This window comes from Novosphingobium sp. UBA1939, assembly GCF_002336885.1.
Classification (GTDB): Bacteria; Pseudomonadota; Alphaproteobacteria; order Sphingomonadales; family Sphingomonadaceae; genus Novosphingobium.
The window spans coordinates 16,409-35,726 of the sequence record NZ_DDFB01000007.1 but is presented as its reverse complement, the minus strand read 5'-3'; the positions used below and the strand labels follow the sequence as shown (position 1 = coordinate 35,726).

At 65.7% G+C, this 19,318-nt stretch carries 14 protein-coding genes; 12 read left to right on the top strand and 2 right to left on the bottom strand.

The features are described from left to right. The first annotated feature begins 25 nt into the window (after positions 1 to 25). From B3547_RS00970 to B3547_RS00940, 7 genes are all read left to right on the top strand, one after another. Complete coding sequence (locus B3547_RS00970; protein ID WP_292959627.1) at positions 26 to 2,782, top strand: TonB-dependent receptor domain-containing protein; 2,757 nt, start codon at positions 26 to 28, stop codon at positions 2,780 to 2,782. A gap of 107 nt (positions 2,783 to 2,889) precedes the next feature. Beyond that, on the top strand, positions 2,890 to 4,455 hold the full coding sequence (locus tag B3547_RS00965; RefSeq protein ID WP_292959626.1) for a sodium:solute symporter: 1,566 nt from the start codon (positions 2,890 to 2,892) through the stop codon (positions 4,453 to 4,455). Positions 4,456 to 4,480: 25 nt separating this feature from the next. Then, a complete protein-coding gene (locus B3547_RS00960; RefSeq protein ID WP_292959625.1) occupies positions 4,481 to 5,371 on the top strand; it encodes an N-acetylmuramic acid 6-phosphate etherase in 891 nt (296 codons plus the stop codon). A 7-nt stretch (positions 5,372 to 5,378) separates the two neighbouring features. Continuing rightward, complete coding sequence (locus tag B3547_RS00955; RefSeq protein WP_124808256.1) at positions 5,379 to 6,107, top strand: GntR family transcriptional regulator; 729 nt, start codon at positions 5,379 to 5,381, stop codon at positions 6,105 to 6,107. 210 nt (positions 6,108 to 6,317) lie between these two features. Continuing rightward, positions 6,318 to 7,496 (top strand): aromatic amino acid transaminase, encoded by a 1,179-nt coding sequence (locus B3547_RS00950; protein WP_292959624.1) that lies wholly within the window; start codon positions 6,318 to 6,320, stop codon positions 7,494 to 7,496. Then, positions 7,493 to 8,470 carry a ketopantoate reductase family protein gene (locus tag B3547_RS00945; protein WP_292959623.1) on the top strand — a complete coding sequence of 326 codons (978 nt, stop codon included), beginning with the start codon at positions 7,493 to 7,495 and terminating at the stop codon, positions 8,468 to 8,470. The genes B3547_RS00950 and B3547_RS00945 overlap by 4 nt, the downstream gene beginning before the upstream one ends. Then, positions 8,467 to 9,204: a class II aldolase/adducin family protein gene (locus tag B3547_RS00940; protein WP_292959622.1), complete on the top strand. Its 738-nt coding sequence runs from the start codon at positions 8,467 to 8,469 to the stop codon at positions 9,202 to 9,204. Before B3547_RS00945 ends, B3547_RS00940 begins: the two co-directional genes overlap by 4 nt. Before the next feature lie 47 nt (positions 9,205 to 9,251). Here B3547_RS00940 and B3547_RS00935 read toward each other — a convergent pair whose 3' ends face one another. Beyond that, positions 9,252 to 10,574 (bottom strand): metal-dependent hydrolase family protein, encoded by a 1,323-nt coding sequence (locus tag B3547_RS00935; RefSeq protein ID WP_414690474.1) that lies wholly within the window; start codon positions 10,572 to 10,574, stop codon positions 9,252 to 9,254. 68 nt (positions 10,575 to 10,642) lie between these two features. Next, positions 10,643 to 12,931 carry a TonB-dependent receptor gene (locus tag B3547_RS00930; protein ID WP_292959621.1) on the bottom strand — a complete coding sequence of 763 codons (2,289 nt, stop codon included), beginning with the start codon at positions 12,929 to 12,931 and terminating at the stop codon, positions 10,643 to 10,645. 340 nt (positions 12,932 to 13,271) lie between these two features. On the opposite strand from B3547_RS00930, the gene B3547_RS00925 reads away from it, so the two are divergent. From B3547_RS00925 to B3547_RS00905, 5 genes are all read left to right on the top strand, one after another. Then, positions 13,272 to 13,472, top strand: coding sequence for a hypothetical protein (locus B3547_RS00925; protein ID WP_292959620.1), 201 nt, complete (start codon positions 13,272 to 13,274; stop codon positions 13,470 to 13,472). Positions 13,473 to 13,510: 38 nt separating this feature from the next. Further along, on the top strand, positions 13,511 to 16,270 hold the full coding sequence (locus B3547_RS00920; RefSeq protein ID WP_292959619.1) for a M14 family zinc carboxypeptidase: 2,760 nt from the start codon (positions 13,511 to 13,513) through the stop codon (positions 16,268 to 16,270). A gap of 13 nt (positions 16,271 to 16,283) precedes the next feature. Beyond that, on the top strand, positions 16,284 to 17,417 hold the full coding sequence (locus tag B3547_RS00915) for a dipeptidase (protein ID WP_292959618.1): 1,134 nt from the start codon (positions 16,284 to 16,286) through the stop codon (positions 17,415 to 17,417). A gap of 63 nt (positions 17,418 to 17,480) precedes the next feature. Further along, positions 17,481 to 17,960, top strand: a complete 480-nt coding sequence (locus B3547_RS00910; RefSeq protein WP_125953580.1) for an Lrp/AsnC family transcriptional regulator — start codon at positions 17,481 to 17,483, stop codon at positions 17,958 to 17,960. Positions 17,961 to 18,017: 57 nt separating this feature from the next. Continuing rightward, entirely contained in the window at positions 18,018 to 19,316 is a 1,299-nt protein-coding gene (locus tag B3547_RS00905) for a hypothetical protein (RefSeq protein ID WP_292959617.1), read from the top strand. The last annotated feature ends 2 nt before the right edge of the window (positions 19,317 to 19,318 follow it).

Genomic DNA, 19,318 nt, shown 5'->3' with positions numbered 1-19,318 from the left:
CGACTGGGTTCAGGGAAACAGGAAAATGAAGGGAAATCCCATGGTGAAATCCTATCGTCATGCCGTGGCTACGGCCGCTCTCGCCGTCGCGCTGGTGCAGGGGACGGGCGTTGCGCACGCGCAGTCCGCCGATGCGCCGTCGGATGCCGGCGCCGAAGCGCCCGCCGCGGCGGAGATCGTCGTTACCGGCACGCGCATCGCCGTGCCCGGCCTCACCGCGAGCAGCCCCGTCGCTTCGACCAGCGAGGAGAAGATCAAGCTCCAGTCGGCGCTGACGATCGAGGATTTCTCGACCAAGCTGCCGCAGCTTTCGGGCGGCGTCCGCCAGGGTTCGCAGGGTAGCGACGCGTTCGGTGCGCAGGTTCTCGAACTGCGCAACTTCGGCCAGAGCCGTTCGCTGGTGCTGATCGACGGCACCCGTGCCGCGCCGTTCAGCTTCCGCAACTCGGTGGACGTGAACGCGATTCCGGCCTCGCTGATCAAGCGGGTGGACGTGCTGACCGGTGGCGCCGCCGCCGTTTATGGCGCGGATGCCGTGGCCGGCGTGGTCAACTTCATCCTCAACGACGATTTCGAGGGCCTGCGCGCCACCTCCGCCGCGCGCCTCGCCACGCATGGCGGCGCGCAGTACGGCGGCTCGCTGATGCTGGGCGCCGGGCTGGGTGATCGCGGCCATATCGTGATCGCGGCGGACTATACCCAGCGTGACGGGATCACCGCCAGCCAGCGCAGCTGGGCGACCACGCCCAACCAGACGATCCCCAGCATCGGCGGCGTCTTCACCGACGTGGCCAGCGGCCGCAAGTTCGGCTTTACCGATGGTGGCGCGTTCACGACCACGCCTTCGGCCACCTCGAACATCTCGGGCAGCTATCCGCTGGTTTCGCCGCTGAAGCGCATCAACGTTGCCGCGCTGTTCAAGTACGAGATCACGCCGCAGGTCGAAATCTACGGCCGCGCGATGTACACCAACGCCCGCACCGAAGAGACCGGCACGCCGGGCGCAACGCCTGCCTCGGTCAACCGCGTGGTCTCGATCAACCAGAACAACCCGTTCCTGACCGACCAGATCCGCAACCAGCTGACGTTCGTGAACGGCGCGGCGCAAGTCAACGTCTCGCGCTCGCTGGCTGAACTCGGTCTCATCACGTACCATACGGAACGCGACACGCTGCAGTTCCAGACCGGTCTGCGCGGCCCGCTGACGGCCTCGACCAAGTGGAACATCTATGCGCAGTACAGCCGCTCGACGGAGAACTCGCTGATTACCGGCGATGGCCTCGTCACCAACGCGGCGGGCGTGAACAACTTCGGCGCGATCGTGAACACCGTGAACATCTTCGGGCCGAACCAGAGCGCTCTGGCCGGCGCGCTGGGCAGCTCGATCAACGGCTTCAACCGCAAGCGCGACCAGTTCGTCACCGCCGCCACGCTGAGCGGCACGCTGGAGGAGCTGTTCTCGCTGCCCGCCGGGCCGATCGGCTTCGCGATCGGCGCGGAATACCGCAAGGAGAACGCGACCATCGCGCAGGACAGCGCGCTGCTCAGCGGCAATACCTATCGCCAGGGCGTGCAGGCGGCCTACAAGGGTTCGTTCGATGTGGCGGAGCTTTATGGCGAAGTGCTCGTGCCGCTGCTGCATGACCTGCCGCTGATCCGCAAGCTGAACGTCGGTGGCGCCTATCGCTATTCGCACTATAACCTGTTCGGCAACCACGGCACCTGGAAGGCGGAAGCCAACTGGGAAGTTGATGCCAACCTGCGCCTGCGCGGCACCTACCAGCGGGTTTTGCGCGCGCCGAACTTCGGCGAGTTCGCGGCCAGCACCTCGTCGCTGCCGTTCAACAACCTGGTCACGGTCGATCGCCTCAAGCCGCGCTATGGCGGCGATCCCTGCGTGCTCGGCACCGGCAACGCCGCGCAGTGCGCGCGCTTCGGCGCCCCGGCGGTGGGTTCGGCGGATTCCATGTCCGCCAGCTACCTGACCGGCAACTACTATTACGGCGGCAATCCCAACATCAAGCCGGAGACCGGCTATACCAAGACGCTGGGCGCGGTGCTGACGCCCACCTTCGTGCCGGGTCTCAACGTCACGGTCGACTGGTACGAGCTGGACCTGCGCGGCGCTGTCGGCGTGATCCAGCCGATCGCCGCGATCACGAGCTGCTACATCACCAACCCTTCGGCCAGCAACCCGCTCTGCGGGCTGGTGACGCGCGATCCGACGACCGGCTATTTCAAGGACGCCTACGTCAACAACCAGAACCTTGGCCGCCTGTTGCAGCGCGGGTTCGACATCGCGGCGAATTACACCGTCCGCCCCGACTGGCTGCCCGGCAAGGGCATGCGCCTCAGCTATCAGGGCAACATCGTCACGTCCTATCTGATCCAGGCCAACGCCACGGTGGCGGCGGTACAGTGCAAGGGTACCTTCGGCGCGACCTGTTCGAGCGATGGCACTACGCTGGTCCAGCCCGATTATCGTCACACCGTGGGTCTCGGCTGGATGTTCGACAAGGGCGTGATCCAGTTCGACTGGCAGCGCATCGGTAAGGTGCGATCGAGCACGGCCGGATCGAAGGAAACGCTGGCGGCGCAGGACACCTTCGACCTGTCGGCCTCGTATGAGTTCACCAAGGCGATCACGCTGACGGCGGGTATCTACAACCTGTTCGACAAGGATCCGCCGCGGGTCTCTACCGGCGGCGTGTTCAACACGTTCCCCGATACCTACGACATCATGGGGCGCACGATCGGCCTTTCGCTGACCGCGCATCTCTGAGACCCTGCCACCCTTCGCGGCGTCCGGTCGGTCCCTGCTGACCGGACGCCGGCTTTTTCCAAGGCCCCGGCCATGGCATGCCGGGCAAAGGACGGGAGAATTCCGCAATGACGCTGCCTTTCTCGATGGCAGACTGGCTGGTGATCGCCGGCTACCTCCTGCTGCTCGTCGGGGGAGGATGGATCTTCACGCCCCGCAAGACCGCGTCGGCACACGACTATTTCCTGGCGGGTGGCAACGTGCCGGCCTGGCTCGCGGCGATTTCGGTGCTGTCCGCCACGCAGTCCGCCGCGACCTTCCTGGGCGGGCCGGACTATGGCTATCACGGCGATCTCACCTATCTCAGCGGCAACATCGGCGGTTTGCTGGGCGCGATCTTCGTCGCCCATGTGCTGATCCCGCGCTTTTACCGGATCAAGGCGACGACCGCCTATGAACTCCTGACCCTGCGTTTCAGCGAGAAGGCGACGCGCTGGGCCGGCGGGATGTTCCTGGTCGGCCGCGTCTTTGCCGGCGGCGCGCGTGTCTATCTTGCCGCCATCGCTCTCGCCATGGTGATTACCGGCACGGTCGAGGCGCAGGGCATCATGATCGCGGCCGCGCTGCTGGTGGTGGCAAGCGTGCTGTTCACCTTCGTCGGCGGGCTCAAGTCGGTGCTGTGGAACGACCTGATCCAGTTCGTGGTCTATCTGGGGTCCGCCATCGCGGTGCTGGTGTTCCTGCGCCTGTCGATCCCGGCTTCGACGGCGGAGATCATCCACGGGCTGTCGCATACGCCCGAAGGCGTGGACAAGCTGCGGCTATTCGATTTCTCGATCGATCCGTCGCGCCCGTTCTCGATGCTGGCGATCCTGACGGGCCTGACGCTGCTCTACATCGCCAATGCGGGCATGGATCAGGATACCACCCAGCGCCTGCTCGCCTGTCGGGATGCGAAGACTGGCGCGCGCAGCCTTTACCTCTCGGTCTTGGCGACGGTTCCGGTGGTGGGCATGTTCATTGTCATCGGGCTGTTGCTTTACGTCTTCTATGACCGGCCGGACCTGATGGGCGGGGTCACGGCGATTGCCGGCAACGAGTTCGGCGGCGAGAAGATCAGCATTTTCATGCATTACATCCTGACCCAGCTTCCCGGCGGATTGCGTGGTCTGGTGACCGTGGGCATCTGCGCGGCGGCCGTCGCCACGACCAATTCCGCGCTCAATGCGATGTCCTCGGTGCTGGTGCAGGATTTCTATCGCCCGTGGCGCGCAAGGCGCGGCGCCGTGGCCGAACACCACTACGTGCAGGCGGGCCGCGCCGGCATGGGCGTGATCGGCTTCGCGATGTTCGTAATGGCGGTCGTCTCGTTCTACTGGCAGCGCTATTCGGACATGGGCCTGCTGGAATTCGCGCTGCAGGTCATGGTTTTCACATACGCGGGCCTGCTCGGCGTCTATTTCACCGCGCTGTTCACGCGGCGGGGAACGACCGGATCGGTCATCGCATCGCTGCTGGTGGGCTTCTTCACCGTGCTGCTGCTGCAACCCGCGATCGCGCGCGCGATCGGCCTGCCGGCCGCGCTGCTCGGCCTGTCGTTTCCCTTCCAGCTCTGCATTGGCACGCTGGTGGCCTTCGTGGTCTGTGCCGTGGTGCCGGGGCCGGGCGGGCCAGCGGTTTCCGAAACAGATTGATCCCCGCCCGGCGGAAAAGGATGTCATGAATACCGAAGCTCTCGATCCGCGCTACCGTGATCTCGATCTCTGGCCGACGGACCTAGCGGTGGAGGCCATGCTCGAAGGCCAGATGGCGGCGATCGCGGCCATCCAGACGCAGACCCACGCCATCGCCCGCGCGGCGGAAGCGGCGGCTGAGCGCCTCGGCGCGACGGGGCGGCTGGTGTTCGTCGGCGCAGGCACATCGGGGCGGCTTGCCGTGCAGGATGGCACGGAACTGCACCCCACCTTCGGCTGGCCGATGGAGCGGATGGTGTTCCTGATGGCCGGGGGTCTCGGCGCGCTGACCGAAGCCTATGAAGGCGCGGAAGACGATGCGAAGGCAGGCTGCGCCGAAATTGCCGAGGCAGGGATCGGGCCGGCGGATGTCGTCATCGGCGTCGCCGCCAGCGGGCGCACGCCCTACACTGTCGCGGCGATCGAGCAGGCCCGTCGGCTGGGCGCGCTGACCATCGGTATCGCCAACAATGCCGGCTCGGTTCTTGCCGAAAAGGCCGAACACGCGATCGTAGCGGTGACCGGCAGCGAGGTCGTCGCCGGGTCCACCCGGATGAAGGCCGGTACGGCGCAGAAGGCAGTCCTCAACCTGCTTTCGACCGCGATCATGATCCGGCGCGGACTGGTCTACGAAGGGCGCATGGTGGCCATGCGCATATCCAACGCGAAGCTCTTGCAACGGGGGCGCGGCATGGTTCAGGATATCGCCGGGGTGGACGCCGAAGCCGCCGCGCAGGCGCTTGAGGCGGCCGGGAACGAGATCCGGCTGGGCGCGATCGTGGCGCTGGGCGTTCCGATACGGGAAGGGCAGGATCTTCTCGACGCCAACGGGGGTGACCTGCGCAAGGTCATGAGGGCGCTGGAAAGGCGAGATTGAGCAAACGATGCAAGACATTGCCTGGACACGCAGCGGGGAAGGAACGCCGCTCTACCTGCAACTGGCCCGCAGCCTGCGCGAACACATCAGCAGCGGGGCCATCGATCCGGGCAGTGCGCTTCCGTCGGAGCGCGATCTCAGCGAAATGGCCGGTCTCTCGCGCGTCACCGTGCGCAAGGGGATCGAACAGTTGATCGACGAAGGCGTGCTGGTCCGCAAGCAGGGTTCCGGCACGTTCGTCGCCCGCCGCATCGAAACGCCGGGCGGCAAGCTTAGCAGCTTCAGCGACGAAACGCGGTCACGCGGCGAAAACCCCGGCGTTGTCTGGATCAACAAGGGCTATGCGCAGCCGACCGAGGAAGAGGCTGCCGCCCTCGAAATCGCCGCGAACGCGCGCGTCGCCCGGCTGGGGCGCGTCCGTCTGGCGGGAGGAGAACCTCTGGCGATCGAACATGCCGTGGTCCCGGCGGAGTTCATTCCCGATCTCGAAGCGCTGGGCGATTCCCTCTATCAGGCGCTCGACCGTTATGGCTTCCGGCCGACGGCCGGCACGCAACGCGTGCGGGCATCGCTGGCGACGCCGACGGAAGCAGGCATTCTGTGCGTGCGGCAGAATTCGGAAGTTCTGCGGATCGAACGCAAGACCTGGGTGCCCAGTGGGCGCATCGTGGAATTCACGCGATCGGTCTATCGCGGCGACCGCTATGAGTTCGTGAGCGATCTCAAAGACATCTGACCGCATACCCGAGGCCGCGAGGGCGCTTGCGGGATCATCGCACATGGCAGGGTGCTTCGAGTACGGCGCAGCGGTCTGACGCAAGCCGCCTTCTCCAAATGGCGTACAGGCGCAATCCGGTTGCATACTGCGCGCATCCGCCCCCCATTACGCAAGCCGATTGCCGCGCCCCCCCGCTAGGGTGAAGCCCGTTCATCACGGGACCCGCACATGCACTTCATGACCCTGGCGCGACAGGCCGACGATCCGATTCTGGCCATGGGCGCCGCCTTTTCCGCCGACGTCCGCGATCGGAAGCTCGATCTGGGGATCGGCGTCTATCGGGACGAATGCGGACAGACCCCCGTGATGCGGGCGGTTAAGGAAGCCGAACGCAGGCTGCTGATCGGCCAGCCGACCAAGAGTTACCTTGGCGTCGAAGGTGATCGCGCGTTTCTGGCGGGGCTGGAGCCGCTGGCGCTGGGCGATGCGCGGGCGGACCACGCGGTCACCGCGATCCAGACCGTCGGCGGAACCGGCGCGCTGCGGCTCGCCGCCGATCTCCTTGCGCGCGAGAAGCCGGACCGCACCGTGTGGTTCGGCGCGCCGAGCTGGACCAACCATGGCGCCCTGTTCGCCGCTGCCGGGCTTGCCGTCCGGAGCTTCCGCTACCTCGATCCGCGCTCGCAGGACATGGATGAAGCCGCGTTCGGGGAGGCGGTAGAGGCCGCACGGGAAAGGGATGTGTTCGTGCTGCACGGCTGCTGCCATAATCCGACGGGTGTCGACGCCAGCGCAGCGCAATGGCGATCGATCGGCAGGGCACTGGCGCGGCGCAATCTCCTGCCGCTGGTGGACTCCGCCTACCATGGGCTGGGGCAGGGCCTGGAGGCGGACCGTGCGGGATTGCGCATCCTGTTGGAGGAGGTGCCAAGCGCGCTGGTCGCGTATTCCTGCTCCAAGAATTTCGCCATCTATCGCGAACGGGTGGGCGCGCTTTTCGTGGTTGGCGGGCGGCAGGGCGTCGAACTGGCGGCGTCCAACCTTACCGCGCTGGCCCGCGCCACGTATTCGATGCCGCCGGACCACGGTGCGGCGGTGGTGCGCACGATCCTGCATTCGGAAGAATTGTCCGCGATCTGGCGCGCCGAACTGGATGCCATGCGCAAACGCGTGCGCGGATTGCGCGGCTTGCTTGCGCAGGAAGGACGGATCGGCCTGATCGACCTGGGCCGGCTGGCGACGCAAAATGGCTTTTTCTCGTCGTTGGCGATTGCCCCCGCCGATATCGCGCGGCTGCGCGACGATCACGGCGTTTATGTCGTGCCCTCCGGGCGGATCAACATCGCGGGTCTGCGCGAAGATCAGGTGGGAGCATTCGCGGCTGCCCTGCGCGCGGTGCTGGCATGACGTTCGTGGTGGTCGGCGCGGGGGCGATCGGCAGCGCGATCGCGGCACGGCTCGCCCATGGCGGGCAGGACGTGACGCTGGTCGTGCGCGACGCGGCGAGGGCTGCGCTGATCGAACGGGATGGCGTAACCTGCGAGGAGGCGGGCGCGACGATTACCGGTCATCCGGCGGTGAGCGATCGGGTTCCCGATGCGCCGGCCGATGTACTGGTGCTGGCGGTGAAGGCGGCCGACTTGCCGGGCGTGGCCGCAACATTGCCCGCCGCAATCGGCAGGGACACGCTGGTCATGCCGCTGGTCAACGGAATTCCGTGGTGGTTCCGGCTCGGGCAGGGGGGCGGAGCAGAGCCTTTGCGTGCGGTCGATCCCGACGGCACGCTGACGCGGCGGTTCGCGCCGGAGCAGATCGTGGGCAGCGTGGTCTATACGACGGCGATGATGCAGGCGCCCGCGCATGTCACCGTCACCCAGCGCCAGAACCTCGTCATCGGCGCGATCGGCAGCGACAGCCGGGCGCGGGTTGCGCGTCTGGGGCGGATGTTGGCCGCGTGCGGGATCGAGGTGACGGTCAGCGAACGCATCGTCGATGCCGTCTGGGCCAAGGCCGCGCTCAATCTGGCGACGAACCCGCTGTCGGTGGTGGCGCAGGCGGGATTGGGTGATCTGTGTTCCGATGCGCGGCTGGTCCCGATCGTGTCGAACATCCTTGACGAGACCTGGCGCGTCGCTGCGCGCTACAACGCCTGCCCGCCGATGACGCGCGACGAAATGCTGGGGCGCGGGCGGCTGGCAGGGGCGTTCCGCACCTCGATGCTGGAGGATTACCTGAAAGGCCGGCCGCTGGAACTGTCATCGATCGCCGATGCGGTGTTCGAGATGGCGGGCGAGATCGGCATGGACCTGCCCGTCAGCCGGGCGATCGTCGATATGGCGCGTTTCCGCGCCGGCACCCGCTTTCCGGAGAAGCACCCATGACCATGGCCGTTGGCGCGGACGAAGCGGCGTTACGCCGCGAACTCACCGATTTCTATCATCTCGTCGCCTGGTTCGGCTGGGACGAGATCATCTTCAACCATATCTCGCTGCGCGTGCCGGGCGCGGTTCACGCCTACCTCGTCAATCCCTTCGGGCTCGCCTACGAAGAGATCACGCCGGAAAGCCTCGTCAAGGTCGACACCGATGGCAACCTGCTGGAAGATAACGGCTACAAGGCCAATCCGGCAGGCTTTGCGCTGCACGGGGTGATCCACGCCCACCGGCCAGACGTGAACTGCGTGGCCCACGCGCACACGCTGGCGGTTTCCGCCGTGGTCAACAAGGCGCAGGGGTTCAGTCACGACACCTTCTACGGCGCGCAACTGACTGGCCGCATCGGCTATCACGATTTTGAGGGCATCACGCTCTATCCGGAAGAGAAGGGGCGGATGCTGGAATCGCTCGGGCAGCACGATGTGCTGGCGCTGCGCAACCACGGCGTCGCTGTCTGTGGGCCGGACATCGCGTCGACATTCATGCTGATGTGGACGGTGGAGCGGGCCGCGCAGATCCAGTTGCTCGCGCAATCGATGCAGGGCGAGCAGATTCCGCTGACGGGGATCATTCGCGACAAGTGCGCGGCCGATGCGCGGCGCATTACCGGGGGGGCGAACGGGGCGGCGCGTATGGTGTTCGACGCGGCGGTGCGGCGAATGCGCCGCGCGCAAGGGTAGAGGGCACATGGGCCGGGGAGTCAGCGGTACCCCGGCCCGTTCTCCACTTACTTTGCCGCGGCGTCCGTCCAGCCTTTCACGACCGCGCCGCCCTTCATCACGAAGCGCACGCGTTCGAGCTGGGTGACGTCCGCCAGCGGATCGCCTGCCACGGCGATCAGGTCGGCGTAGCGGTTGGCCTGGACCGATCCGACGTCCGCGCTGGCGTTGAGCAGATCGGCGGCGTTGACCGTGGCTGCCTTGATCGCATCCATCGGCGTCACGCCGGCGCGGACCATGAGCGCGAATTCCTGCGCGTTGGTGCCATGGGGCGCCATGCCCTGATCGGTGCCGAAGGCGATCTTCACGCCTGCCTTGTAGGCGTTGCCGAGGTTGGCGATCGTGATCGGGCCGACTTCCAGTGCCTTCTTGGCCGAGGACGGGTTCAGCGATTCCGGGTGGGCCTTCGCCACTTTGACTACGGTGTCGGCGACCAGCAGTGTGGGCACCAGATAAGTGCCATGCGCCTTCATCACCTTATAGGCTTCGGCATCGCCGAACGAGCCGTGCTCGATCGAATCCACGCCCAGCGCCGAAGCGCGGATGATGGCGTCGCGCCCGTGGGCATGGGCGGCCACGCGCATGCCAAGGCTGTGCGCGGTGTTGACGACGGCGCTGATCTCCGCGTCGGTCATCAGCGTGTTGTTGGGATCGTCCCCGATGCTCAGCACGCCGCCGCTGGGCATGATCTTGATGAGATCGACGCCGTCGCGGTGCATCCGCCGGACGACCTTGGCGGCCTCGTCCGGGCCATCGATGACGCGGCCTTCGCTATGGAAATCGAGTTCCGCGCTCATGCCGTTCTGCGGATCGCCATGGCCGCCGGTGGGGCCGAGCGGATAGCCCGAAACCCACAGCCGCGGCCCTGCGATCTTGCCGCCGGCGATGGCGCGCTTCAGCGCGACGACAACGCCGGTTTCGCCGCCGACATCGCGCACGGAGGTAAAGCCGGCTTCCAGCGTCTTGCGCGCGAAGCCCACGGAATCGAAGGCGGTATCGAGGTCCGAATGCGTCACCCGCTCGGCGATCGGGTTCTTGCCGGTATAGGCCGAGGTGATGTGATCGTGCATGTCGATCAGGCCGGGCAGGACGGTGGCCGTCGAAAGATCGATGACGTCCGCGCCGGCGGGCGTGACGAACCCGTCCTGGACGCCGGTGATGCGATCATCGTGAATCAGGATTGATACGTTGTCGCGCGGCTTCGCGCCGACCCCGTCGATCAGATGCCCGGCGTGGACCACCAGATCCTTCGCCATGGCCGGGGTGGTGAACAGGGCGAAAACGGTGGTTGCGGCCGTGGCGGCCAGACGGTTTCTGGTGATGGTGAACATGGACGCTCTCTTGAAATGGGAAAGGAAGCGGGGCGGCCTTCTCCCGGCTGAAGGCCGCCCCGTCCGGGTCAGAAGTTGGTACGGAAATTGACGCCGATCGTACGCGGTGTGGCGCTGGTTACCAGCGTGCGGCCGACGGCGATGGCGCTCGACGTGGAACGCGTGATCGCGGTCGAGTCGAACAGGTTGGTGACGAAGAGGTACACGCCCCACTTGTTGTCGGGCTCCTCGATGCCGATGCGGGCGTTGACCAGCGCGTAATCGTCAACCTTGCGGGCATAGACGTAGTTCGGACGGAAATCCGACCACGAACTGCCGACATAGTTGAAGTCGGCCCGCAGGAAGCCCGAGAGCGACTCGCTGAGCGGCCAGCTGTACTGCGCCGAACCACCGCCCATGATCTTGGGCACGTAGGGGATGCGATCGCCCTTCAGGCCCGAGGTGGCGGTCACGCCGGTGTTCTGGTTCTGGGTCAGCTTGGCGTCGATGTAGGAGAAGTTGCCCAGAATCGACAGGCCCGGCAGCGGATGGATGCCGGTTTCCGCCTCGATGCCCTTGACCTTCGCCTTGCCGGCGTTGCCGATGTAGGAGAAGGCGCCGTTGGGCGTTCGCAGCGTGATCTGCATGTCGCTCCAGTCGATCTGGAACGCATCGACGTTGAGCGTCACCTTGCGGTCGAACCACGCCGTCTTGAGGCCCACTTCGTAGTTCCACAGGCTGTCCGAATTGTACGCGGTCAGCGCGGCGTCGAGGCCAAGCACCTGGTTGGCGCCGCCCGGGCGGAAGCCCTGCGCCGCTTCGGCATAGAGCATCACGTCCGGCGTGATCTTGTAGGATGCGTTGGCCTTGACCACCCAGCCGCTTTCGCCCGACGTGACGGCCGTGGGCGGCGTGAGGCGCGCGCCGACCAGGATCGAGGGAACGGTCGTCTGGCCCACGATGTTCTTGTTGTAGTGGAAATAGCGCGCGCCACCGGTCAGGTTGAGGCGATCGGTGATATCCCACGACACTTCGCCGAAGCCCGCGATCTGTTCCAGCCTGTCATCGATGAAGCGCACCGTGGCGATTTGCAGCGGATAGATCACCTGGCCGTTCAGCGGATCGGCATTGACCTGCGGATTGGCCACGTTGGTGTGGCGGTTCGAATAGAAGCCGCCCAGGGTCCAGTTGATCGGCCCCTTGCCGTTCGAGCTGAGGCGGATTTCGCCGGTCCAGGTGTCCATGTCCTGCTGCGGGAACAGCGCCGACGTCGACTGCCCATCGACCAGCGCGTAGAAGTTTGTGAGCTGGGTCGGCGAACAGGCCGCCCCGCCGGCAACCAGCGCTGAGCAGCGGCCGGGCGTGCGCTGCCCGCGGATGTAGCGGGAAACGTCGGAAACCGACGACAGCTTGCGGTGCATGTACGATCCGGTGGCCGTCAGCGTCGCGAAGTCGAGGTCATAGTTCGACGTGATGCTGTACAGCTCCACGTTGTCGCGCACCGGCTGGCGGGTATAGGCATCGGAGATGTACTTGCCGGCGCCCAGGGTCCAACTCGGCGTGTCGGTCCGGCTGCGGTTGATGTAGGCCGCGAGATCGATCGTCCAGCGCTCGGTCGGCTTCAGGCGCAGCAGCGCGCGGCCGCCGAAGCTTTCCTGCTTGTTGATGTTCTTGATGCCCAGCGTGGTGTTGTCGATGAAACCATCCTGGTTGCGATAGAAGCCGACGACGCGCAGGCCGACCTTGTCGGTCACGATCGGCGCGTTGATCATCGCGCTGCCTTCCATGTTCCAGCCGCCGTGGTGCGTGTTGGAACCGCTGATGTCCACGCCGGCCTGCACCGTGTCCAGGTTCGGCTTGTTGTAGATCACGCGCAGCGTGCCACCCATCGAACCCGAACCATAGAGCGTGCCCTGCGGACCGCGCAGCACTTCCACGCGCTGCACGTCGAACAGGCGCAGTTCGGGCGTCGATCCGCCGGCGTCGTTGCTGGCGCCGATCGATCCGGTCACGGGCGTTTCGTCGTAATAGGTGCCGATCATCGGCTCGCCCGGACCCTGGATGCCGCGGATGACCACGCGGCGCTGCGAAGGCCCGCCATCGACGAAGTTGAGGCCCGGCGTGGTCGCGCCCAGATCGGCGATGCTCTGCACGCCCGAATTGGCAAGCGCTGCGCCGCTGATGGCGGAAATCGCGATCGGCGTGTCTTGCAGGTTGGTTTCGCGCTTCAGCGCGGTCACCACGATTTCATCGCCGCCGCGGTCCTGCGGCGTTTCCTGCGCCAGGGCCGGCGTGGCGAGCAGCGTCGCGCTCCCCGCCGCCAGCAGCATGGCCTTTAGGCGGATTGAGGTGCAACCCCGGTTCATGTTCTTTGTCACTTGACCTCCCTTTTGCTTGTTCCCTCATCACGCGGTGACGCGCGAAGGCGCCGCCGTATGACAAATCACCATGCCGATGCAATGGATGCGATCGACAGGCTTGTCTGCCCGATTTCAGGAGTCCCATATGAGAGGAGGAGATTCTACTCCCTTGTTTCCCCGCAATTTTTCCGCGACGGTGCAAATGCACGCTGCCGCGGCCCCCAAAGGTTCTTATGGCCGGGAGCGTGAAACAGGAGGGGGTTCTCGTCAATAAGAATGCAAGGGGCCGGATTCGCAGAATGCACGCGGATTGCATGAAGCGCGGTAAAGCTGCGCGACGGTTGCGCGATGGGGGAAGATGGTGGAGGAACGCGTCGAATGTGGAATTTTCGGCCTGCACAATGCTTCGCTCGTGCATGATCCTTCGCCAATCCGCGCACACGGCGCAAGAAAAGGCGTTGTGTCGGTTCCGGTCGCCGATAAGGTTGGCCGCCTTTCAAAGGGACTGTCCAGCCTCTCTTCCTCGCGCCTGCGGCGTGAGGCGTTTCAGCATGCCTGACCGGCGCGTCGGGTAATCGTCATTTTCGGGGAGCACGTGTGAAGAACAGAACGATTGTTGCCGGCATGGCCATGGCCATGCTGCTGAGCGGTACCGCCATGGCGCAGCAGATGGACCCGGATTACGCCACCGACGTGAAGCGGTGGACCACCAAGCCCGAGTTCATGAGCCCGCTGGTCGATCACCTGCCGGTCTCGCAGACGATCCCCTCGCCCAAGCAGGTACTCGGCAAGACTATCGGCGCGCCCGATACGCTGCACTACTACGAGCAGATCATCGCCTATTATCGCAAGCTGGCGGAAGCCGCGCCGGACCGCGTGAAGATCATCGAGATCGGCAAGACCGAGGAAGGCCGCGAGAACATCGTGGTCATGATCTCTGCCCCCGACAACATAGCCAGCCTCGATACCTACAAGAAGAACCTGGCGCTGCTGGCCGATCCGCGCAAGCTGCCGGCCGCCGACGCGCCGGCGGTGATCGCGCAGACCAAGCCCTTCTATCACATCTCCGGCGGCCTCCACAGCGCGGAGACCGGCCCGCCGGAAATGCTGATGGAACTGGCCTATCGCCTGCTCACCGAAGACAGCGCGATGATAAAGGGCATCCGCGACAATCTGGTCGTCGCGATCACCCCCGTGCTCGAAGCGGACGGGCGCGATCGCTATGTCGACTGGTACTATCGCAACCTGATCGACGAGAAGGACGACCGCAACAAGCCCGGTGGTCCGCCCTATTGGGGCAAGTACATCTATCACGACAACAACCGCGACATCAATTTCTCGGACGTCAGCGCGCGTCACCTGATGAAGTACTATCTCGACTGGCATCCGCCGATCATGCACGAACTGCATGAATCGGTGCCGTTCATGTACACCTATTCCGGGCAGGCGCCGCAGAACCCCGATCTCGATCCGATCCTGTTCGGCGAACTGCCGTGGTTCTCGAATTTCGAGATGGCGCAGATGACCAAGTACGGCATGCCCGGCGTGTGGACGCACGGCTTTGTCGATGCCTGGACGCCGGGCTACCTGGCCTTCATGTCGTCGAACCACAACGGCATGCTGCGCATGTACGAAACCTTCGGCAACGCCGGCGCCACCACGATGTACCGCCATGTCGCCCCCGAAGTGCAGACGGGCGTGCGCGGCGGGGACTGGACCAAGCGCGACTGGTTCCGGCCGCTGCCTCCCTACAAGGAGGTGATGTGGTCGATGCGCAACAACACCAACTACATGGAAACCGGCATCCTGACCGCGCTCGACCTGGCCGCGCGGTTCCCGCAGGTGATCCTAGAGAACTTCTACAAGAAAAGCAGCAACGCGATTCAGGCGGGAGCGGACAAGGCACCCTATGCCTACGTCATTCCCGCCGATCAGGCCGACCCTTCGCGCATCAAGTTCGTGACGGACATTCTCCAGTTGCAGGGGATCGAGATCGGCCGCGCCAGCCAGGCGGTGACGGTCAAGGAAGGCACGTTCCCGGCCGGTTCGCTCGTGATCAAGCTCAACCAGCCCTACGGCCGGCTCGCCAAGATGCTGCTGAAGCTGCAGAACGATTATCCGGACGAGAACCTGACGACCTACGACGACGCCGCCTGGACCATGGGGCTGATGACGCACACCCGGATTGTGGAGGTGGCGGACAAGGCCGCGTTGGCGGTGCCGGTCACACCGCTGGCGCAGTTCACCGTTACCGGGCGGATCAGCGGCGGCGGTGCGCGCACGTATGCCGTGCTCGATCAGGGCTCGGTCAACATGGCCACGCTGCGCTACCGGCTGAAGGACACGCCGGTGAAGGTGGTCGAAAAGGCCTTCCAGTCTGGCGGCAAAACCGTTCCGGCGGGGTCGTTCCTGGTCGATGGCAGCGCCTATGCGGCGCTGAAGCCGGCGGTCGAGGAACTGGGGCTGGAAGCCATCGGGCTGTCCGGCCAGCCGAATGCCCCCGCGCATGACACCGTCCTGCCGCGCACGGCGGTGTTCAGCACCTGGGGATCGAGCGAGAAGGTTGGCTGGCTGCGCTATGCGATGGACCGGCACGCCGTGTCCTATGACCTGATCTACAAGGAGCAGGTCCGCAAGGGCAACCTGCGCGCCAGTTACGACGTCATCATCCTGCCAATGCAGGGCCGGTCGGTGAAGGATATCGTTTTCGACATTCCGATGAAGGGCAAGCCGCTGCCCTATACCAAGACCGACCGCTATCGCTTCTCGGGCGATTACGGATCGTCGGAAGACGTGCGCGGCGGCATGGGGCTGGAAGGTCTGGCCGAACTGCAGAAGTTCGTGGAGCAGGGCGGAACGCTGATCACCACCGGCGATGCCAGTGCGGTGCCGGTCGATTTCGGGCTGGTGGACGATTTGTCCGAAACCAAGGCCAGCGGCAATTTCTACGCGCCCGGCCCCGTGGTGACGGCCAAGGTCACCAAGCCCGCCAGCCCGATCTTCTATGGCTACGATGCCGACATCAAGGACCAGAAGATGCCAGTCCGCTGGGCGACCAGCACGCTGTTTTCCGTGCCGGACAGGCTCAAGGGACAGATCCTGATGGAATTTCCCGGCGGCAAGGACGGCGTGCAGAGCGGGTTCATGCGCGGATCGGATCAGGTGAAGGACCGTCCGGCGATCATCAACGTGCCCGATGGTTCGGGCCGCGTGTTGATGTTCGCCACCAATCCGATCTGGCGCTGGCAGAACCTGGGTGAATTCCGGATGCTGTACAACGCGCTGATCAACTGGAAGCAACTGGGATTGACCGACGAGGCGCCGCCCGCGCCGCCGCCGGTCCCGGAAGGGCAGTAAGGGAATGCCGGGGGTGGATCGCCGCGCCTTTTCGCTGGGCATGCTGGCGACGCTGGCCGCGGGCACTGGCGGAACGGCGAGCGCCGCACCTGCGGCGAACGGCGTTCCACCCGCGATCGGCGCGCTTTACCGCCGCGCCATCGTCATCGACGCGCTGGCCTCGCCGAATACCTGGAACGTACCCTACCCCAAGCCGGGTCCGCTCACGCCCTCGCAACTGGAGAATGTCCGCGCTTCCGGCATGACCGCGATCAACCTGACCGTGGGCAAGCCGGGCAGCCTGGCGGAGACGGTCAAGGAGATCGGCTTCTGGCTGGACCAGATCGCGCGTCATCCGGATTACCTGACGCTGGTGCGCCACCATGCCGATATCGCGCGGGCCAAGCGCGAGGGGAAGCTGGGCGTGATCTTCGGCTTTCAGGGCATGGGCATGATCGGCACCGATCTTGGCCTGATCGATGCCTTTGCCGCCATGTCGGTCAAGATCATGCAGCTGACCTACAACGATCGCAATGCGCTCGGCGCGGGCAGTTCGCTTCCGGAAAGTGAAGGACTGACCGATCTGGGGCGCGAGGCGGTGGCGCGCATGAACAGTCTGGGCGTGCTGGTCGATGTGGGGCACGCCAATCCCTCCACCGCAATTCAGGCGGCGCAGGCCTCCACCCGGCCGATCACGATCTCGCACACCGGCGCCCGCGCGGTGTTCGACAGCCAGCGCAATCTGCCCGACACGGCGTTCCGCGCGGTGGCCGACCGGGGTGGCGTGGTGGGCCTCTATCTGATGCCGTTCCTCGGCCGCGATCCGGTGGCGGCCTCGCGCGCGCTGTTCCGCCGGCATTTGCGCCACGCGCTGGACACTTGCGGCGAGGATCATGTCGGGATCGGCAGCGACCAGAGCATTACCCCGGTGGACATTTCGCCCGCCTACATGGACATCGTGCGCCAGACAGCCGAGGCGCGGCAGAAGGCGGGAATAGGGGCGCCGGGCGAGGCGGACAGCCCGGTGACTGTGCCCGATCTCAACGCCCCGCGCCGGCTGGAGATGATCGCGGCCGATCTCAACGCGGCCGGCTATCCGGACCGCGTGGTCGAAAAGGTCATCGGCGGCAATTTCGATCGGTTGTTCCGCGAAGTCTGGCCCGGGTGACAAGCCGTTGGTGATCCGGGAAAGGGCCGCCCTCTGGGCACGGGAGGCGGCAGGCAGGAGTATATGATGACGCAGGAACGGCTGGACAGGTTCGATCGCAAGATCCTGCAGCACATCCAGATTCGCGGCGATCTGGGGCCTGGCGAACTGAGCACGCTCGTTCACCTCTCGCCCTCGCAATGTTCGCGGCGGTTGCATCGCCTGCGCGAACAGGGCTTTATCGAACGCACCGCCGCGATCCTCGATCCGGCAAAGCTCAATCTGGGCATTTCCGCCTATATCGCGGTGAAGCTGCGCTCGCAGACTGGCGAGGCCGAGCGCCTGTTCCGCGCGCGGATCGAAGCGCTGCCCGAAGTGATCTCGTGCGATTACACCACGGGGGAGATGGACTTCATGCTGCGGGTCTATACCCATGATCTGGAAAGCTACAGCGAGTTCCTCTCGGCGAAGCTCCTGATCGGGGAGGAGATTGACAACGTCCGCACGTTCATCGTGATGAAGCAGCTCAAGAAAACTACCGCCCTGCCGCTCGATTTCTGCTGAGTTTCGCGCTAGCCGGCTAGGCTTCCGGCTCGAACGATCAGGCTCTGCACCCGCACCATGACACGCTCCACCCGCAGGTCCATCATCAAGGCCATGGCGCTCACGCCGGCCCTGCCTATTGCTGCCCAGGCACATCCGGCCGGACCGACCCGGGATGCCATCGCAGCGGACCTCGACCGCTACGTCGGCTTTGGCAACAAGGCGTCGGGAGGCCCCGGCGATACCGCCTGCGGCGCGTGGATCGAGCAGCAATTGAAACAGGCCGGCGCGCAGACCGAACGGCAGGCGTTCAGCGTACCGTTCTTCTCCCCGCGGCGCACGGAACTGGTGAGCGGCGCGGCGCGGGCGGCGGTGCTGCCATTTGCCATCGTCACGCCGACGGGCGGGGCCGGGCAGACCGGAAAGCTGGTGCGCGTGGAGCCCGGATTGGTGCCGGCATCGGGTCTGTCCGGTGCGATCGTCATGGTTGAACTGCCCTATGCGCGATGGTCGAGCGCGCTGGCGCGGCCGGTCGCCGAGACGTTGCGCGCCGTCGCGGCAGCCGGTGCCGCCGCGATCCTGCTGGTAACCAATGGCCCCACCGGAGAGGCCATCGCGCTCAACGCGGACGGGAACAAGGCCATGGTCGATGTTCCTGCCGCCGTCCTTGCACCCAAGGCGGCTGCACCGTTCCGCGCGCTGGCGCAGGCAGGGGAGGCCGCCACGCTTTTCCTCGACGGGGATGCCGGTCGCCGGGAGGCGTTCAATATCGCTGGCCGATGGCGGCGCGGCGGTGCGGGAACGCTGGTCGTGTCCACACCGCGTTCAGGCTGGACGACCTGCGCCGGAGAACGTGGTCCCGGCCTCGTCACGTGGCTGGCGCTGGCGCGCTGGGCTGGCGCCGCCCTGCCGCGGCACGATCTCCTGTTCCTGTGCAACAGCGGGCACGAGTACGAAAACCTCGGATCGGAACATGCGCTCGACGCGCTTGCTCCGCTGCCGGAACGCACGGCGCTGTGGCTGCATCTTGGCGCCAATGTCGCCGCGCGCGACTGGCATGAACCGGGCGGAGGGCGGCTGCTGCCGCTGCCCAGCGCGGATCCGCAGCGATTCCTGGCGGTTGGCGCTGACCTCCTGCCCTTGGCGAAGCGGGCGTTCGCGGGGCTGCCCGGCCTTGAAATGGCGTATCCGGCGAGTGCCGGCGCGGCCGGCGAGCTTTCGACGATCCTTGCGGCGGGGCACCGGCGCGTGGCCGGTATCTTCGGCGCGCACCGTTACCATCACGTCGAAGGCGACGATGCGCGTTGCGTGTCGCCCGATTTCGTTGCGCCGGTGATCGCGGCCTGCAAGGCATTGATTCTCGGCGCGACGGCCTGAAG

Excerpts from the sequence above, each read along its gene's own strand:
- B3547_RS00910 (WP_125953580.1), top strand. The coding sequence starts at position 17,481 with ATGATGACGCAGGAACGGCTGGACAGGTTCGATCGCAAGATCCTGCAG.
- B3547_RS00960 (WP_292959625.1), top strand. The coding sequence starts at position 4,481 with ATGAATACCGAAGCTCTCGATCCGCGCTACCGTGATCTCGATCTCTGG.
- B3547_RS00945 (WP_292959623.1), top strand. The coding sequence starts at position 7,493 with ATGACGTTCGTGGTGGTCGGCGCGGGGGCGATCGGCAGCGCGATCGCG.
- B3547_RS00935 (WP_414690474.1), bottom strand. The coding sequence starts at position 10,574 with ATGTTCACCATCACCAGAAACCGTCTGGCCGCCACGGCCGCAACCACC.
- B3547_RS00950 (WP_292959624.1), top strand. The coding sequence starts at position 6,318 with ATGCACTTCATGACCCTGGCGCGACAGGCCGACGATCCGATTCTGGCC.
- B3547_RS00905 (WP_292959617.1), top strand. The coding sequence starts at position 18,018 with ATGACACGCTCCACCCGCAGGTCCATCATCAAGGCCATGGCGCTCACG.
- B3547_RS00965 (WP_292959626.1), top strand. The coding sequence starts at position 2,890 with ATGACGCTGCCTTTCTCGATGGCAGACTGGCTGGTGATCGCCGGCTAC.
- B3547_RS00955 (WP_124808256.1), top strand. The coding sequence starts at position 5,379 with ATGCAAGACATTGCCTGGACACGCAGCGGGGAAGGAACGCCGCTCTAC.
- B3547_RS00970 (WP_292959627.1), top strand. The coding sequence starts at position 26 with ATGAAGGGAAATCCCATGGTGAAATCCTATCGTCATGCCGTGGCTACG.
- B3547_RS00925 (WP_292959620.1), top strand. The coding sequence starts at position 13,272 with ATGGTGGAGGAACGCGTCGAATGTGGAATTTTCGGCCTGCACAATGCT.
- B3547_RS00940 (WP_292959622.1), top strand. The coding sequence starts at position 8,467 with ATGACCATGGCCGTTGGCGCGGACGAAGCGGCGTTACGCCGCGAACTC.